The sequence below is a fragment of the Arthrobacter sp. SDTb3-6 genome, assembly GCF_013376095.1.
Classification (GTDB): Bacteria; Actinomycetota; Actinomycetes; order Actinomycetales; family Micrococcaceae; genus Specibacter.
On record NZ_JAAMFN010000023.1, the window covers coordinates 1 to 17,043 of the forward strand.

The 17,043-nt window shown below is 68.7% G+C and carries 15 protein-coding genes and 1 pseudogene; 6 read left to right on the forward strand and 10 right to left on the reverse strand.

The features are described 5' to 3' along the window. From G6035_RS20160 to G6035_RS12140, 4 genes and pseudogenes are all read left to right on the forward strand, one after another. Window positions 1–139: pseudogene (locus G6035_RS20160) on the forward strand (alanine dehydrogenase); the annotation flags it as partial. Between the two features lie 85 nt (window positions 140–224). Further along, a complete protein-coding gene (locus G6035_RS12130) occupies window positions 225–1,016 on the forward strand; it encodes an alpha/beta fold hydrolase (protein ID WP_176617360.1) in 792 nt (263 codons plus the stop codon). Beyond that, a complete protein-coding gene (locus G6035_RS12135) occupies window positions 1,013–1,642 on the forward strand; it encodes a dihydrofolate reductase family protein (RefSeq protein ID WP_176617361.1) in 630 nt (209 codons plus the stop codon). Before G6035_RS12130 ends, G6035_RS12135 begins: the two co-directional genes overlap by 4 nt. Window positions 1,643–1,721: 79 nt before the next feature. Further along, the gene (locus tag G6035_RS12140; protein ID WP_256883040.1) at window positions 1,722–3,038 is read left to right on the forward strand and encodes a PLP-dependent aminotransferase family protein; all 1,317 of its coding nucleotides are present in this window, start codon (window positions 1,722–1,724) and stop codon (window positions 3,036–3,038) included. A 2-nt stretch (window positions 3,039–3,040) separates the two neighbouring features. Here the strand turns inward: G6035_RS12140 and G6035_RS12145 are convergent, their stop codons facing one another. The 4 genes from G6035_RS12145 to G6035_RS12160 form a co-directional block, all read right to left on the reverse strand. Continuing rightward, window positions 3,041–4,402 carry a dihydrolipoamide acetyltransferase family protein gene (locus G6035_RS12145; RefSeq protein WP_176617363.1) on the reverse strand — a complete coding sequence of 454 codons (1,362 nt, stop codon included), beginning with the start codon at window positions 4,400–4,402 and terminating at the stop codon, window positions 3,041–3,043. Window positions 4,403–4,412: 10 nt separating this feature from the next. Further along, window positions 4,413–5,387 (reverse strand): alpha-ketoacid dehydrogenase subunit beta, encoded by a 975-nt coding sequence (locus tag G6035_RS12150; protein WP_176617364.1) that lies wholly within the window; start codon window positions 5,385–5,387, stop codon window positions 4,413–4,415. Further along, window positions 5,384–6,574, reverse strand: a complete 1,191-nt coding sequence (gene pdhA, locus G6035_RS12155; RefSeq protein WP_371130998.1) for a pyruvate dehydrogenase (acetyl-transferring) E1 component subunit alpha — start codon at window positions 6,572–6,574, stop codon at window positions 5,384–5,386. Before pdhA ends, G6035_RS12150 begins: the two co-directional genes overlap by 4 nt. 169 nt (window positions 6,575–6,743) lie before the next feature. Further along, on the reverse strand, window positions 6,744–7,865 hold the full coding sequence (locus G6035_RS12160) for a histidinol-phosphate transaminase (protein WP_176617365.1): 1,122 nt from the start codon (window positions 7,863–7,865) through the stop codon (window positions 6,744–6,746). 63 nt (window positions 7,866–7,928) lie between these two features. On the opposite strand from G6035_RS12160, the gene G6035_RS12165 reads away from it, so the two are divergent. Next, window positions 7,929–8,342, forward strand: a complete 414-nt coding sequence (locus G6035_RS12165) for a phage holin family protein (RefSeq protein WP_176617366.1) — start codon at window positions 7,929–7,931, stop codon at window positions 8,340–8,342. Here the strand turns inward: G6035_RS12165 and G6035_RS12170 are convergent. Together G6035_RS12170 and G6035_RS12175 are read right to left on the reverse strand one after the other, a co-directional pair. Then, complete coding sequence (locus G6035_RS12170) at window positions 8,339–9,913, reverse strand: hypothetical protein (RefSeq protein ID WP_176617367.1); 1,575 nt, start codon at window positions 9,911–9,913, stop codon at window positions 8,339–8,341. The two genes, G6035_RS12165 and G6035_RS12170, sit on opposite strands and share 4 nt — an antisense overlap. A gap of 3 nt (window positions 9,914–9,916) precedes the next feature. Then, on the reverse strand, window positions 9,917–10,168 hold the full coding sequence (locus G6035_RS12175) for a hypothetical protein (RefSeq protein ID WP_176617368.1): 252 nt from the start codon (window positions 10,166–10,168) through the stop codon (window positions 9,917–9,919). 317 nt (window positions 10,169–10,485) lie between these two features. On the opposite strand from G6035_RS12175, the gene purB reads away from it, so the two are divergent. Then, the gene (gene purB, locus G6035_RS12180; RefSeq protein ID WP_176617369.1) at window positions 10,486–11,928 is read left to right on the forward strand and encodes an adenylosuccinate lyase; all 1,443 of its coding nucleotides are present in this window, start codon (window positions 10,486–10,488) and stop codon (window positions 11,926–11,928) included. Window positions 11,929–11,950: 22 nt separating this feature from the next. Here the strand turns inward: purB and G6035_RS12185 are convergent, their stop codons facing one another. From G6035_RS12185 to G6035_RS12200, 4 genes are all read right to left on the reverse strand, one after another. Continuing rightward, window positions 11,951–12,445, reverse strand: coding sequence for a hypothetical protein (locus tag G6035_RS12185; protein ID WP_176617370.1), 495 nt, complete (start codon window positions 12,443–12,445; stop codon window positions 11,951–11,953). Window positions 12,446–12,593: 148 nt separating this feature from the next. Next, window positions 12,594–13,802: an aminotransferase class I/II-fold pyridoxal phosphate-dependent enzyme gene (locus tag G6035_RS12190; protein WP_176617371.1), complete on the reverse strand. Its 1,209-nt coding sequence runs from the start codon at window positions 13,800–13,802 to the stop codon at window positions 12,594–12,596. A 23-nt stretch (window positions 13,803–13,825) separates the two neighbouring features. After that, on the reverse strand, window positions 13,826–16,192 hold the full coding sequence (locus tag G6035_RS12195) for a glycoside hydrolase family 65 protein (protein WP_176617372.1): 2,367 nt from the start codon (window positions 16,190–16,192) through the stop codon (window positions 13,826–13,828). 49 nt (window positions 16,193–16,241) lie between these two features. Continuing rightward, complete coding sequence (locus G6035_RS12200) at window positions 16,242–16,976, reverse strand: HAD family phosphatase (protein WP_176617373.1); 735 nt, start codon at window positions 16,974–16,976, stop codon at window positions 16,242–16,244. Between the last annotated feature and the right edge of the window lie 67 nt (window positions 16,977–17,043).

Here is a 17,043-nt window from a genome sequence, read left to right on the forward strand (position 1 = left end):
CCTGGGCGTCGCTGCGGCACTGGAGGCGGACCCCGCCCTGGCTGCCGGGCTGAACGTGGCCGGCGGCCAGGTGGTGCACCACTCGGTGTCCACCGCCCACGGCCTGCCCCTGGCACAGGACTGGCACCAGCTGGTGTAGCCGGCGCCGTGCCCCGCGGCAAAAAGTTCTGGACGGCACGCATGCAGACGCGTAGTGTGCCGTCCAGACCCACCAAAGGAGCACCATGAGCAGCTTCGCCACCTCCCGCGACGGCACCCGGATCGCCTACGACATTGAGGGGTCGGGCCCGCCCGTCATCCTGGTGGCCGGGGCCATGCAGTTCCGCGGCTTCGACCCCACCACCTCCGCCATGGCGGCGTTGTTGGCCAGGCAGGGCTTCACGGTAGTCAATTACGACCGCCGGGGCCGCGGCGAGAGTGCCCAGGCGCCGTCGTTCACCCTGGCGGATTCCATTGCGGACCTGCGTGCACTGGTTGAGGCGGCGGGGGCGCCAGCGGCGCTGTATGGCAATTCCTCCGGAGGCGCCATCGCCCTCGCGGCCGCGGCCGCCGGTCTGCCCGTCTCGGCCTTGGTGCTGTGGGAAGTGCCGCTCGGGGAGGAACTGGGCACGGACGGTGCCGCCAACCTGGCCGGGCTGCGTGAACAGCTGGCGGAGGGGACCCCGGACGACGTCGTGTCCTACTTCATGAAGGACATGCCGCCGGAGTGGCTGGACGGCGCCCGGAACAGTCCGGCCTGGCCGGTCATGACGGCCATGGGACCGTCCCTGGAACCGGACGCCGAAGCGCTGGCCTGGACCCAGTCCGCGCCGCGGGCGGACCTGTGGGCGTCCATCACCGCCCCGACGCTGGCACTCGTGGGCGAGCAGACGCTGCCGATCATGCCGCCGGCCGCCGCATCCATCGCGGCCAATGTGCCCAACGCCGGCTCCGGCACCATCCGTGCCGCGAACCACAGCTGGGAACCGGAAACCATGGCCTCCCGGGTTGCCGGCTTCCTGAACGGCCGCCCATGAGCCTGGTCAGCTGCGACGTGGCCCTGTCCCTGGACGGCTTCATGGCCGGCCCCAACCAGAGCCTGGAACACCCGCTCGGGGAAGGCGCCGACACCCGCCTGCACACGTGGATGTTTGACCGGCCCGAAGAGAACGCCGCCGAGCTCGCGGCCATCACCGACGCGGGCGCGTTCATCATGGGGCGGAACATGTTCGGCCCCGTCCGCGGGCCCTGGGAGACCTGGGATGCCCAGGGAACGGGGGCGTGGCGCGGCTGGTGGGGCGAGGACCCGCCGTACCACGCACCGGTGTTCGTGCTCACCCACCATCCCCGGGAACCGCTCACCATGGACGGCGGCACCACGTTTTACTTTGTCAGCGACGGCCCGGCTGCCGCGCTGGACCTGGCCCGCGCCGCTGCCGGGGAGCGCGGGGTGTCCATTGGCGGCGGGGCCCGGACCATCAACCAGTTCCTCGCGGACGGACTCATCGACGAGCTGCGCCTGCACCTTGTCCCGGTGGTGTTCGGCGCCGGCGAGCGCCTGTTCGACGGACTCCCCCGCCTGGAATTCACCCAGGCCGGTGCCCGCGCCACGAGCCTGGTCACGCACCTGACGTACCGGCGTGCACCCGTGGACGGCGGGTGACGGCAGGGCGCCCCCAATATCGGAACCTAATGAAAAACTTTTGATGCCTATTTAGCAACATTGGTTGTATCCTGAGCTGGTGAACACATCTGCTGCCGGCGCCAGTGCTGCCGCCGAAACCCTGTCCGAGGAAACCGTTGACGCACTCGCGCGTGCACAGGCCGCCAACGCTGCGGGCGCCCCGCACCCCCACGAAAGCCTGCTCTCGGCCCGCGCCGCCAACATCAAGCAGTCCGCCGTGCGGGACGTGTTTGAAATTTCCATGCAGCCGGGCCTGGTCTCGCTGGCCGGCGGCAACCCCTACCTGCAGTCCCTACCCCTCGAGCGCCTGGGCGAAACGGCACAGCGCATCATCGCCACGCACGGCCTGGAGGCCCTGCAGTACGGCGGCGGGCAGGGCACGCTGGAACTGCGCACCCAGATTTGTGAGGTCATGGCGGCCGAGGGCATCCTCGACGCCGATCCGGACAACGTGGTCATCACGGCCGGCTCCCAATCCGCCCAGGACGTTGCCGCCAAGGTGTTTTGCGACCCCGGCGACGTCATCCTCCTTGAAGACCCCACCTATGTGGGCGCGCTGAACACCTTTGAGGCGTATGAGGTGGACGTGCAGCCGGTGGCCGTGGACGAACACGGGATCATCCCGTCCAAGCTGCGGGAGCGCATCGCCGCCTTGCAGGCCGCGGGCAGGCGCATCAAGCTGCTGTACACCATCCCGAACTTCAACAACCCCTCCGGCGTCATGCTCGCCCCGGAGCGCCGCCAGGAAATCGTGGACATATGCCGCGAGGCGAATATTCTTGTACTGGAGGACAACCCCTACGGCCTGTTGAAGTTTGACGGCGTCCTGCCGGCCCCCCTGCGCGCGGGCAACCCCGCGGACGTGCTGTACCTGGGCTCGTTCTCCAAGATCTTTGCACCGGGCCTGCGCATCGGCTGGGCGCTGGTCCCGGCGCACCTCAAACAGCGCTACTACCTGGCCAGCGAGGCCGTCACGCTCTGCCCGCCGTCCTTCAACCAGATGCTGGTCAGCGACTACCTGCGCAACTATGACTGGATGGGGCAGATCCGCACCTACCGGGCCCTGTACGCCGAACGGTGCTCGGCACTGCTGGGTGCCCTGGAGGAGTTCATGCCCGGGGGCGTTTCATGGACACGTCCCGAGGGCGGATTTTTTGTGTGGCTGACCCTGCCGGCGGGAATCGACACCTACCCGCTGCTGCACAAGGGCATCGACGCCGGTGTGGTGTTTGTGCCCGGCGCGGCCTTCACGGCGTCCGAGGGACCCAGCAACAAACTGCGTCTGGCGTTCAGCGCCGTTCCGCCGGACACGCTGCGGGAAGGCGTGAAGCGGCTGGCGCCCGTGCTGGCGGCCGCCATTGCCGCCGCGGGCTGAGGTCAGTCCAGCAGCAGGGCCGGCTCCTCCATGATGGCCGCGACGTCCGCCATGAAGCGGGCGGAGAGGTCGCCGTCCACCACGCGGTGGTCGAAGGAGCCGCCCAGGGTGGTGATCCAGCGCGGGATGACCTCCCCGTCCAGCACCCACGGCTTTTGCTTGATGGTGCCAAACGCCACGATCGCCACTTCGCCGGGGTTGATGATGGGCGTGCCGGTGTCGATGCCCAGGGCGCCGATGTTCGTGATGGTCAGCGATCCGCCCTGCATGTCCGCCGGCTGCGTCTTGCCCGCCCGCGCCGTCGTGGCGAGGGAGTTCAGCGCAATGGCCAGTTCCTTCAGGGACAGGTTTTGGGCATCCTTGATGTTTGGCACCATGAGCCCGCGCGGGGTGGCGGCCGCGATGCCGAGGTTCATGAAGTGCTTGATGACGATCTCCTCGCCCGTCCAGGTGGCGTTCACCGAAGGGTTGCGCGCGGCAGCCCAGATGACGGCCTTGGACAGGATCAGCAGGGGCGAAACCTTGATGCCCTCAAAATCGCGCGAGGCCTTCAGCCGCTTCACAAATTCCATGGTGCGCGACGCATCAACGTCAACGAAAATGCTCACGTGCGGGGCCGAAAACGCGCTCTCCACCATGGCCTTGGCCGTGGCTTTCCGCACGCCCCGGACCTTGATGCGTTCCACGCGGGGGTCCCCCACCAGGCCGGTGCCGGGTGAGGGCGCCCAGAACGTCCCGGCACCGTCCTGCTCGGCGGTGCGCTGGTCCTGGTAGCTGAGCAGGTCTTTTTTCGTGACCTCGCCGCGCAGGCCCGTCGGCGAAACGTCCGCCAGGTTGATGCCCAAGTCCTTCGCCGCCTTGCGCACCGGCGGCTTGGCGAGGACCCTGCCGGCCGCCCCGTTCCCGGCCGGCGCCCCCGCCAGGGTGGCGTTCGGGGCCGGAACCCGGGCGGGTGCCGGGGCGGGGGCCGCGCCGGCGCGCGGGCGGCGCCTGACGGCGTCGGCCTTGGGACCGGAACCCACCAGCGGCTTCATCTCCCCGGCAGCCGGCACATCGCCCACGGGCGCGGCGGGTGTTGACGCGGCGGGTGCCGGATCCTGCGGGGCGGCAGGGGTGCCGACGTCGGAACCGATGGCGATGATGGGCGTGCCCACCGCCACGGTCTCGCCCTCGGCCACCATCAGCTCGGCGACGATTCCGGCGTAGGGGGAGGGAAGCTCCACGATGGACTTCGCCGTCTCAATCTCGACGACGACGTCGTTGACGGCAACGACGTCGCCCGGCTTGACCTTCCAGGAGACGATCTCGGCCTCGGTGAGGCCTTCGCCGACGTCGGGCAGCTTGAAGAGGGAGCGCTGGGACATGTGGGCCTTCCTAGTAAGCGAAGGCGCGGTCCAGCGCCTCCAGCATGCGGTCGATGTCCGGCAGGTAGTGCCCTTCCACACGGGCCACCGGGTAGGGCATGTGGAAGCCGCCCACGCGGATGGCCGGGGCCTCGAGGGAGTAAAAGCAGCGTTCGCTGATGCGCGAGGCGATTTCCCCGCCGATGCCGCCAAAGGTGGGCGCCTCATGGGCCACCACCAGCCGGCCGGTCTTCGTCACGGACGCCTCAACGGTGTCAAAGTCGATCGGCGAGATGGAGCGCAGGTCGATGACTTCCACGCTGTGGCCGTCCTCGGCTGCGGCATTGGCAGCGGCCAGTGCCACCGGCACCAGGGGGCCGTAGGCCACCAGGGTAGCGTCGGTGCCTTCACGCACCACCTGGGCGGTAAACGGGTCGGCCGGGGCGTTGTCCGTGTCCACCCCGCCCTTGAGCCAGTAGCGGCGCTTGGGCTCGAAGACGATGACCGGGTCCTGGCACGCCACGGCCTGCTGGATCATCCAGTAGGCGTCGTTGGCGTTGGACGGGGTGATGATGCGCAGCCCGGGCGTGTGGGCAAACAGCGCTTCCGGGGATTCGGAGTGGTGTTCAATGGAGCCGATCCCGCCGCCGTAGGGGATGCGGATGACCACGGGCGCACTGAGCTGGCCGTCGGAGCGGGTGCGGATCTTGGCCAGCTGGGTGGTGATCTGGTTGAATGCCGGGAACACGAAGCCGTCAAACTGGATCTCGCAGATGGGCCGGTGCCCGCGCAGCGCCATGCCGATCGCGGTGCCCACAATGCCGGACTCCGCCAGCGGCGTATCCATGACGCGGTGCGCGCCAAATTCGGCCTTGAGCCCTTCGGTGACGCGGTACACGCCGCCCAGGGAACCGATGTCCTCGCCCATCAGGAAGCTCTTGGGATCGTTGGCCAGGGTGGCGCGCAGTCCCTCGTTGATCGCCTTGGCAATCGTCATCGTGGTCATGCGGCACCGCCCTGGGAAGTCTGTGAACCGGCGTCGGCAAAGGACGCCTCATAATTTTCAAACCAGGCCAGTTCCTCAGCCACCAGGGGGTGCGCCTCGGCGTAGACGGTGGCGAACTTGTCCCGGATGTCCGCCCCGCCCAGCGCCAGCGTGGCCTGGCGGACGTGGGCAGCCAGCTCGTCGCCGTCGATTTTCAGCTGGTCAAAGAAGGCCTCGTCGGCCAGGCCCCCGGCGCGCAGGTAGTTCTCCATGCGCTGCAGGGGGTCCTTGCCTTTCCACGACTCCTCCTCCGCGTTCCGGCGGTATTTCGTGGGGTCGTCGGCGGTGGTGTGGGCGCCCACCCGGTAGGTCGAGGCCTCGATCAGGACCGGGCCCCTGCCGGAGCGCGCATGCTCCAGCGCCCACTGCGTCACGGCGTACACGGCCAGGACGTCGTTGCCGTCCACGCGGATGCCCGGGAAGCCGTAGCCGGCGGCCCGGTTGACCAGCGGCACCTTTGACTGCACCTCAAAGGGGACGGAGATGGCCCAGTTGTTGTTTTGGCAGAAGAACACCACCGGGGCGTTGTAGGAGGCGGCGAACACCATGGACTCGTGGACGTCGCCCTCGCTGCTGGCCCCGTCGCCAAAGTAGGCGACGACGGCAGCCGGCTCAGTGCCGCTGTCCGCCGCCAGGTCGCGCTGGATGCCCATGGCATAGCCGACGGCGTGCAGCGTCTGGGCGGCCAGCACCAGCGTGTACAGGTGGAAGTTGACGCCGCGGGGATCCCAGCCGCCGTTGGAGACGCCGCGGAACAGCTTCAGCAGGTCGGCCAGGTCCAGGCCGCGGGTCAGGGCCACGCCGTGTTCACGGTACGTGGGAAAGGCGTAGTCGGCCGCGCCCATGGCGCTGCCGGAGCCGATCTGGGCCGCTTCCTGCCCCACGACCGGCACCCACAGGGCCAGCTCGCCCTGGCGCTGCAGCGCGGTTGCCTCCACGTCAAAGCGGCGCACCAGGGCCATGTCCCGGTAGAAGCCGCGCAGCGTGTCCGCGTCGAGCGCATCGACGTACGGTCCGAAGGTGGCGTCCTGGCGGCGTGCCCCGGCGGCGTCCAGCAGTTGGACCATCTCGCCTTCACCCACTGTGTTGGCCTGCAGCACGCCGGCGGAAGGCCGTGTGCCGGTGTCAGCTTGCTGGGCAGAGCCCATACCGTCTCCTCGTTTGCCTGGCCGCACCGGCTCCGCGGGGAAGCTGCTGCGCCGGCACGTTGGTATCGATATATGCCTCAATGGGAATGTATTCCATCGGGTGCATATATTTCCATTTTCGATTTATAACTGTATCGGTACAGTTGCGATCGGGTCGCTTTGTTAATGGCTAGGAACGCCGTGGCGCTTTTGTATAGGCGGCACAGATCTGAAGAAACCGCGTGTTGGCCTCCACCTCGCCGATGCTGACGCGGACGCCTTCATTCCCAAACGCCCGTACCGAGAGGGCGTGGCTGTCCGCAAGGGCGGCAAATTCGGGGGTGTCGGCGCCAAGTGCGAGCCACACAAAGTTGCCCTGCGCTTCGGGAATGTCCCAGCCCAGCGCCTTCAGGCCTGCCGTGACGCGGTCACGCTCGTCCACCAGGCTTTGTACCCTCTCCACAACCTGGCTGTAGTTTTCCAGGGAGGCCACGGCGGCCTGTTCGGCGATGTTGGAGACGGCAAACGGCGTGGCGGCTGCGCGCAGGTAGGCGGTGACCTCCGGCTGCGAGACGGAATAGCCCACGCGCAGTCCGGCCAGCCCGTGCGCCTTGGAGAACGTTCGAAGGACCACCACGTTGGGGTACTTGCGGTACATGGAAATGCCGTCCACGGCATCGTCCGCGCGGACGAATTCCTGGTACGCCTCGTCGATGACAATGACCACGTCGGAGCGCACGCTGCGGATGAATTCCTCCGTTTCCGCGGTCCTGAGCACGGGGCCGGTGGGGTTGTTGGGCGTGCACAACAGCACCACCTTCGTGTTTTCGGTGATGGCGGCGGCCATCGCGGGAAGGTCGTGGGTGCCGTCGACACGGACGGGCACCTGCACGCTGCGCGCCCCGGCCAGGCCGACGCAGATCGGATAGGCCTCAAAGGAGCGCCATGCGTAGACCACCTCGTCGGCGGTGCCGTCGTCGTTCGCGCCGGCAAAGGCCGCCAGGATCTGGTTCAGTGCGCCCAGGGACCCGGCGCCGGTGACGACGTCGTCGGCCGGGATGTCCAGGAAGGTGCCCAGGGCAGTGCGGAGCAGTGTGCACGTGGTGTCGGGATAGCGGTGGACCTCCAGCTTGCCGTGCAGCAGTTCCAGCACAGCGGGCACGGGGCCCAGGGGGTTTTCATTGGAGGAGAGCTTGAAGCTTTCCAGCCCGGGGATTTCCACCGGAGGCTTGCCCGCTGCGTATTTGGGCAGCCGCCCCACGACGGGGCGGGGGTGGACACCGGTTTGCTGGGCTTCGCTGTTCAAGGTCATGCCACCAGCCTAATTGAGCGCGGGGGGCTGCGCGCCGGATTGGGGGTGTGAAAGCATGGCTACATGATCAGATTTGTGCTCCGGGTGCTCGTCAACGCCCTTGCCGTGTGGGTTGCCGCCTGGATCCTTCCCGGGGTGGCAGTGGTGCAGAAGGGGACCACCGGCCTGGAAACGTCCAGCGCGACCGTCAACACCGTGCTGGCCTTCATTTTCATTGGCCTGGTTTTCGGCGTGGTCAACGCCCTGGTGAAACCGGTCGTGAAGGTCCTGGCCCTCCCCGTCACCATCCTGACCCTGGGCCTGTTCACGATCATTATCAATGCGGCCATGCTGTGGCTGACGTCGTGGCTGAGCTCGTACACGCCCGTCCATTTCACCATCGACCACTTCTTTTGGACCGCCATCCTTGCCGCCGTCATCATCAGCATCGTCTCCCTGCTGATGGGCGGGCTGACCCGGTCCCGGACGCGCCGCTAGCCGGGCCGTGCCCGCCTTTCCGGTTTCGGCCCGTCCACATCGCGTCCCTGGTAGACCCTTCGGGACACCGTCAGCGGGCCGCCGCCGGCCAGGCCCCCCGCTGCGGCGCGGCCCAGAAAGAGCCCCACGCTTCCCTGCACCGCCTGGATGCCCGGGTCGCTGCTGCGTTCCAGCGCCGCAGCGTCATCGAGGTAGTTCCCCAGGTCGTGGGCGTTCTTGACGGTCTCGACGGCACCCTTGACGTCGGCGCCCCCGGACCGGTGGGAGGTCACCGTCACCCAGTCCGCCGAATCCGGCGGCGGGCCGTAATCCAAGGCTGTCACGATGTCGTCTTCATTTTGAAAGTCCAGCACCTTGACACCGGGGGCGACAGGCAGGTTTCGGGCCGGGGCCCCGGCGATGATGATCATCTTGACATTGAAGTCGGCCAGAAATTGCGGATTTGCCGCGGCTGCCGCTGCATGGATTCCTCCGCCGCTGTGGCCGGTGATCATGACATCCTCCGTGGCCCGCGCCCCCGCGGCAGCCAGGGCCTGGCGCATCATCTCCTGGACCACAACCTCCTGCTGCTTGAAGTGCTCCTGTTGCGCCGCCGTCAGGCCCTCCAGGTCGCCTTCCAGGTCCATGGGGTTGGCGCTGTCCACCGTTGACCAGTCCTCCGTGCCCGGCAAGTGCACGATCCAGGCGCGTGTTCCGTCCGGCCGGTCCAGGCGGTCCACGACGACTGAACCCGGCGGGTAGCCGTAGGCGTCCTGGCTGCCGGCCAGCAGGCCCGCGGCGCCAGGGCCAACGTCGACCCGGACGGGTTCGAAGGGGTCCGGGGCGGCCCGGCCAGGCTGCCCTTCCCCGGGCGCGGCGTGCCATTCACCGGCCGGCACCTGCCGCAACTCCAGGTGCCCGGGTTTGGCCAGTCCGCTCCAGTCGAAGAATCTGCGCACGCCTGCTGCCGCCTCCACGCCGGAATTGCCCCTCCCGGCAAAGGAGCCGTGTCCAAGGAGGTACGCCAGCCCCGCCATCGGGCCCAGCAGGCCGGTGAGGTAGGCCGGGCCGTCGTTGAGCATGTCCTCGGCCTGGTCCCGCAGCCCCCCACGCTCCGCAGCGTCCCGCGCCTGTCGGAGCTGGCCCAGGAACACGAGGGGACCAAAGATCCCCGCGGCAGACACCTGGACGCCGGCCAGCAGGGCCTGGCGGCGCTTCGCCCTCTCACGGGCCACCGTCTCCGCTTCGGCGGCCTCATAGCGCCCGGCGGCCGCAGACGCATGCCGGGCCAGTTCGGCAACCCCCTGCCCCGCCGCCGCAGCCCTTTCCTGCGCCGAAGACAGAAAGGCCTCGGCGGCCCGCGCGGCATAGTACGTGGCATCGGCTCCCTGCAGGCCGGATGCCACCAGCTGCGCCGCAAAGTCCGACATCCACCGCAACTCCCCTGCCAGGGCGGTCGCCAGCTCCTGCGCGTCCTCCCCCACGGGCCCAATGCCCCTGGCCGCCGCCTCGATTTCAGCCAGCGTGTACTTCACCCGGCCCGCCCCGCCGGTGATGCTGAAACCGGTGCCGTCGCCATCGTCCCGCGTCATGGCCTACCCTCCCGGTATTCCCGGCCCGCGTGCGGCGAGGGATTCAAGGACCCTCGCATAGGCCGCAACGTAATCCCCGGCCACCCGGACCTCCGAGGAAGCTGCCGCCAGTTCCGCCGCCCGCAGCGCGGCCTCCTGCCGGAAGGCCTCCGCCGCCTTCGATTCCCACTCCAGGCGGGTGGCAGCTGCCAGTCGTGCACGGATGTTTTCCAACTCACCGGCCAGGCGGGACAACCGGGCGGCCAGGGCGGACATCTCGCCCGGCGACCGTGACGGGTCCCAGTAAGCCGAAGGTCCGGCACACTGCCCCAATCCGCTGATGTGTCCAGCCGGCCCCCGCACCACGTAACCCATGCCGCCTCCCCCTTCCGCCGCCGCCAAGGCCGGCATCGCGCCCCGCAGGGACCTCTCCCTTTCGACAGTAGGCACCGCCGGCGTGCCGTGCCAGCGCCCCGGCACGGATGGGGGACAAGGCGGCGCGCTTCCCGGCCTGTGGAGGCGGCGGTGCGGCCAAACGCACCGCCACGGGGGCCCACGGCGAAGGAACCCGTCGTTCATGAAAGAATTGGGTCATGTCTGATTCCGCCTCCGCCATTGCCCGCATCCCTTCCGGCCGCCTGTCCCTGGCCGCCGCCCCCGGCCACATCGCCCTGGGCCCGCTCGACGGCCGGTACTCGGGCGCCGTGGCGCCGCTGGTCGACTACCTCTCCGAGGCAGCCCTGAACCGTGACCGGGTAGGTGTTGAGGTGGAGTGGTTTATCCACCTCACCAGCAACAACGTGCTGCCCGGCACCACACCGCTGACCGCTGAACAGCAGGCCGGGCTGCGCGCCATCGTCACCGAGTTCGACGCCGATTCCATCGCGGAACTGGCCGGGATTGAAAAAGTCACCGTCCACGACGTCAAGGCCGTGGAGTACTTCATCGGCAACCACCTCTCCGCCCTGGGACTGGAACGGCTGAAGCCGCTGGTCCACTTCGGTTGCACCAGCGAGGACATCAACAACCTTTCCTACGCGGTGGGAATCAAGGGCGCCGTGGAGGACGTCTGGCTGCCGGCAGCCCGGAGCCTGGTTGCCAAGATCGCCGAAATGGCCGGGGAAAACCGCGCCGTGCCGATGCTTTCACGCACGCACGGCCAGCCGGCCACGCCCACCACGCTGGGCAAGGAACTGGCCGTCACGGCGCACCGCCTGACCCGCCAGCTGGACCGGATCGCCAAGACCGAATTCCTGGGCAAGATCAACGGCGCCACCGGCACCTATTCCGCCCATTACGCGTCCGTGCCCGAAGCCGACTGGCAGGAAGTTTCCCGCAGCTTTGTCGAGGGCCTGGGCCTGACGTGGAACCCGCTGACCACCCAAATTGAGTCGCACGACTGGCAGGCCGAGCTCTATGCGGACATGGCCCGGTTCAACCGCATCCTGCACAACCTGTGCACCGACGTGTGGAGCTACATCTCGATCGGCTACTTCGTGCAGATTCCGGTGCCGGGCGCCACGGGCTCCTCGACCATGCCGCACAAGGTCAACCCGATCCGCTTTGAAAACGCCGAGGCGAACCTGGAGATCTCCAACGCCCTCCTGGACACCCTGGGCGCCACGCTGGTGACCAGCCGCTGGCAGCGGGACCTCACCGACTCCTCGAGCCAGCGCAACATCGGCGTCGCCTTCGGCCATTCGCTGTTGGCCATCAGCAACGTGCTGGGCGGCCTCGGCCGGCTGGACACGGCCGAGGCCGTGCTGGCCGACGACCTGGACCACAACTGGGAAGTACTCGCCGAAGCCATCCAGATGGTCATGCGTGCCGAGGCCATCGCCGGCGTCGACGGCATGGAAGACCCGTACGAGCGCCTCAAGGACCTGACCCGCGGCCGCCGCGTGGACGCCGCCCGGATGCAGGAGTTCGTCTCCGGCCTGGGCTTGTCCGACGGCGCGCAGGCCCGCCTGCTGGCCCTGACCCCGGGCACGTACATTGGCATTGCCGAATCGCTGGTGGACCACCTGCAAAAGTAGTGTAGCGGCTGCCTCCCCGCCCTCAGCCGCAGCGGTCGATGTAGGACTGCCAGGCCACGAGGAACCGCTCACGCGCCAGGTCATCCCGCCACCGCCAGAGCTTGCACGGCTGTGTGGAGCCGCGCCGGACCCCGAGGCAGTCCGGCACTGCGTACGGCAGGCCGCAGCGGGGGCAGCACTCGGGCGCCCACACGGCCGGGTTTACCATGGCGGCCCGCCGGAGCACGGCACGGTCGTTGTAGGCGCCCAGGTTTATCAGCCGGTATTCGGTGTTGGTGGCCCGCGGCGCGCTGCATTCCCGAAACCGCGCGACCATGGCAAAGCCGTCGGGGAGCAAGAATTCCTTGGCACGCATGAGGAAGCACACCAGGCATTCGTTCGGCCCCGGCATCATCATCCCTGCCGTCAGCGCCGTGAATTGCCGGTCCACGTCATCCGTGCCGCCGTCGGGGAACCCATCGCCGGAATCCGGGCCTTCCGTTGATCCGTCATCGTCCACAAAGCCGTAGTCGTCCATGAAGAGATCCTTTCCATGGACCAACCCTTGCAATGGCCGGCCCCCACGGAAAGGGCCGGGGCGGCAAATGTGGACAAAAGGCCGCCCCGTCCGGGCTGTGCAGGGCCGGGCTGTGCAGGGCCGGGCGGGGCAGGCGCGCACGGCGTCCCTAGACCTGCGCCCCCTGGAAGGCGACGATCCGCTCCAGGCCCTCGCGGACGGCGTCGTACCCGGCGGCAAAGCTCAACCGGACGGTGCGGCCCCCATGGACGGTGTCGAAGTCGAGCCCGGGCACCACGGCCACGCCCTGCGCCTCCAACAGCGCCGAACAGTACGCGGCCGAGTCGGCGAAGCCGTCCATGGCTGCGCCAAGGCCTGCGTAGAGGTAAAAGGCGCCGTCGGCAGGCGCTGCGTCCACCCAGCCCAGCCGGTCCAGCATTGTCAGCAGGTAGGCGCGGGTGCGGGAAAATTCCGCCACGGCCGCCTCCGCTTCGGCATAGGAGGCCTCTCTGAACGCCTCCACCGCCGCCATTTGGGCCGGCGCCGGCGGGCAGAGCGCCACGTTTCCGGCGAGCGCGTCCACCACCCCGATGAGGTCGTCCGGCACCAGCGCCCACCCCAGCCGCCAGCCCGTCATCCCCCAGTACTTGGAAAAGCTGGAAACCACGACGCCGGAACGGTCCAGTTCCCAGGTGCACACGCCGTGGGGATCGGGGGCGCCGGGGGCCGGGTAGGTGATGCCGTGGTAAATTTCATCGCTCACCAGGCGCACCGCATTCTCCGCGCACCAGCCCGACAGGGCGGCCAGCTCCTGCCGGGACGCCATGGTGCCGGTGGGATTGGCCGGCGAGGCCAGCACCAGCCCGGACAGGGGCCCGTGCTGGGCGGCCGCGGCGTCAAGCTGTGCGGGCACCGGCTGGAAGCGGGTTTCCGGGCCGCAGTCCAGCTCGACGACCTCGATGCCCAGCGCGCGCAGGATGTTCTTGTAGGCCGGGTAGCCGGGCCGGGCCAGCACCACGCGGTCCCCCGCATTGAACGCGGACAGGAAGGCCAGCATGAACGCCCCGGAGGAACCGGTGGTGACCGCAACGTTGCGCGCGGCGACGTCCAGCCCGTACCAGCGTTTGTAGTGGCCGGTGATTGCCTCGCGGAGCCCGGCAATGCCCAATGCCGGGGTGTAGGTCAACGGGGTTCCGGCCGCGTGGATGGCGGACGCGGCGGCGGACACGGCCGACGGCGCGCCCCCTCCCGGCTCCCCCGCGCACAGCGAAATGACGTTTCGGCCCGCCGCACGCAGTTCGGCCACCCGCGCCAGGATGTCCATCACGGCAAATGGCGGCACCTGGGCACGGCGGGCGACGGTCAGCGGACGGTTCATGGCAGGCTCCACCCACGCCACCGCTAGGACAGGCCCTTGCCGATGATCGGGATGCCGGTGGTCGGGAACGAGCCGGGGAACACCGCCGGCGTTGCCGGGGGGACCGGCTGCAGCGCCACCTTGACGTCGTCGCCCGGGGTGAGCCGGACCGTGGTGCCGCGCACGTCCACGGCGAGGGGTTCGACGTCGGGCCCGTCCTGCAGGCTGAAGGTGATGGCGTCCGCCACCAGGGAGACGGCCAGCAGGGCCCCGCGCACGGTCAGCTTGAAGGACAGGCTGTCCCAGCCCTCGGGCAGTCGCGGGTCGAAGTGGAACATTTCCCCCTGGTCGCGCATGCCGGCAAAGCCGCAGACCAGCGAGCTCCAGATGCCGCCCGCCGAGGCGATGTGCACACCGTCCACGGTGTTCGCATGGGTATTGTCCAGGTCGATGAACACGGCCTCCGTGAAGTGCTTCAGGGCGGTGTGGCCGTAGCCCACTTCCGCAGCCATGATGCCCTGCACGCAGGCGGACAGGGTGGAGTCGCCGGTGGTGATGGGATCGTAAAAGTCGAAGGCGCGCTGCTTTTCCTCCGCGGTGAAGTCCTGCCACTGCAGGAACATGGCCAGCACCGTGTCCGCCTGCTTGAGCACCTGGTGGCGGTAAATCACCAGGGGGTGGAAATGCAGCAGCAGCGGGTATTTGTCCTTCGGCGTGGTCCAGTCCCAGGGCTCCAGCGTCATGAAGTCGGCGTCCTGGCTGTAGACCTGCAGATGGGAGTCATACGGCAGGCACATCCTGTCGGCGGCCTGCTGCCAGAGCTGCCGCTCGCGCTCCGTGACGTCGGGACGGCCCTGGGCGGCGGCAGCCTTGCGCAGGTTGAAGCGCGCCATGACGTTCGTGTACAGGTTGTCATTGACCACGGCCGTGTACTCGTCGGGGCCCGTGACGCCGTGGATGTGGAACATGCCGTCCTTGCCAAAGAAGCCCAGCGAGGCCCACATGCGGGCCGTTTCAACGAGCAGGTCCGCGCCGATTTCGCCCTGGAAGGTGGGGTCCCCGGTGGCCCACCCGTAGCGGTTCGCGGCGAAGGCAATGGCGGCGGCAATATGGAACTGGGCCGTCCCGGCGGCATAGTAGGCGCTGGCCTCCAGTCCGTTGATGGTCCGCCAGGCGAACAGGGCCCCGTCCACGCTGAGCTCGGCGGCGCGCCGGCGGGCCGTGGGCAGCATCTGGTGGCGGGATTCAAGCACCTGCCGCGCGGCGTGCGGGTTCGTGTAGGTCAGGTACGGCAGGAGGTAGATTTCCTGGTCCCAGAAGTAGTGCCCTTCATAGCCGGCGCCCGTGACGCCCTTGGCCGGGATGCCGGAAACGCCGGCCCGCGCGGTGGCCTGCGCCAGCTGGAACAGGTTCCACCGCACCGCCTGCTGCAGCTGCGGCTCGCCTCCCACCACAATGTCCGCCACGTCCCAGTAGTGCCGGTAGTGGGCGGCGCTGTCGGCGAAAATGGCGTCAACGTCCGCCAGGGCTGCACCGGCCTGTGCCGCGAGGGCCTCGCCGCGGTCCTCCTCCTGGCTTTCCCCGGCCACGGCATAGCTGACGCTCTTCGCCAGGCGGAACGTCCGCCCGCCCTCGACGGCCAGGACGTACCGCACGCTGGACTCGTCCGCGGCCACCACGGTCTCAAACGGCTGTTCGTCCGCGTTGGTCTCGTGTGCCACGGCCACGGCCACGCGCTGGTGCGAGGTGGCGGTCTCCCAGGCCAGGCTGAAGGCGCCGTCGGCCCCTTCCAGGTGCAGCGGCTGCAGGATCCTGTCTGCGTGGCGGCCGGGCCGGCGGGGGTCGCTGAAGGACTCTTCGCTGACGGGCAGGTCCTGCCGGTTGACGACAGTGGACACTACATCGACGTACACGTCCCGGTCCGCGGTAATGTCCAGTTCGATGCCCAGGAGGCCGCGCCCCGTGAAACCGACGGCGCGGCGCACCGTGGTGTTCACCGTGGCACCGGAGCGGGTGGCCCAGGTGGCCGTCCCTTCGTGGATGCCGGTGGAGAAGTCAATGCTGCGCCGGTAGTCCAGCACCGTGGACTCGGCCAGCAACAGCTGTTCGCCGTCGATCGTGACCGTGAAGCCGCTGGCCTCGGGCACATACACGATGCGCTGTCCGGTCCGGGCAAATCCGTACGCGTTTTCCGCGTGCTTGATCTCCCACGTTTCGTAAAAGCCGTTGATGAAGGTGCCCGGGAGCTTGCCGGGGCCGCCGAAGGAAAACGAACCGCGGATCCCCAGGTGCCCGTTGCCCAGCGCCATGAGCGTTTCCATGGTGCCGGCGTCGTCGGGGCTGGAGGCGGTTTCCACCAGCCGCCAGGGATCGCAGGGGAAGCGCTGGCGGTCGGAGCTGATCAGTGCCATGGGTTTCTCTCCTCGGGGGGTGAAATGAAGATTTGGGGGCGGAAGGGTCCTACAGGAGCTCCGCAAGGTCGTCGACCACTGTGGTGGCGCCGGCGTCGAGCAGCACCTGGCGCCCGGCCCCGCGGTCCACGCCGATCACCGCGCGGAAGTCGCCGGCGCTGCCGGCCCGCACCCCGGACACGGCATCCTCCACCACGATGCAGTCCTGCGTGGGCACGCCCAGCAGGCTTGCCGCGTAGCTGAACGTGTCATGGTTGGGCTTGCCGGGCAGGCCGTGCGCCGCAGCGACCTCCCCGTCCACGACCACGGGGAAGTAGTGGTCCAGGCCGGCCGCCTTCAGCACGGCCGGCGCGTTCCGGGAGGACGAGACGACGGCGAGCTTGAGTCCGTGCGCCAGCGCGGCTTCCACGAACCTCACCGAGCCCGGGTACGGGGCCACCCCGCCGGAGGCGATGATGTCGTTGAAGACCCGGTTTTTGCGGTTGCCCAGGCCGTGGACGGTGTCGTGCGCGGGGTCGTCGTCCAGCGGGCCCTCGGGCAGCGTGATGCCGCGGGAGGCCAGGAAGTCCCGGACGCCGTCAAAGCGCGGCTTGCCGTCGATGAAGTCAAAGTAGTCGCTGTCCCGGTAGCCGGGCCGGCCGGTGCCCGCAAGGTATTCCTCGAAGAGCTGGCGCCAGGCCTGTTCGTGCACCAGGGCGGTGGGTGTCAGGACGCCGTCGAGGTCAAACAGGAGTGCGGTGGCGGCGGTCCAGTCGGTGGTGGTGTTGGCTGCGGTCCCTGTCATGGTCGCGGTCCCTTCATCACTGGCGGGTGGTGGTGCGTTGGATGGGCTCCCTTCCAGCATATGCCGG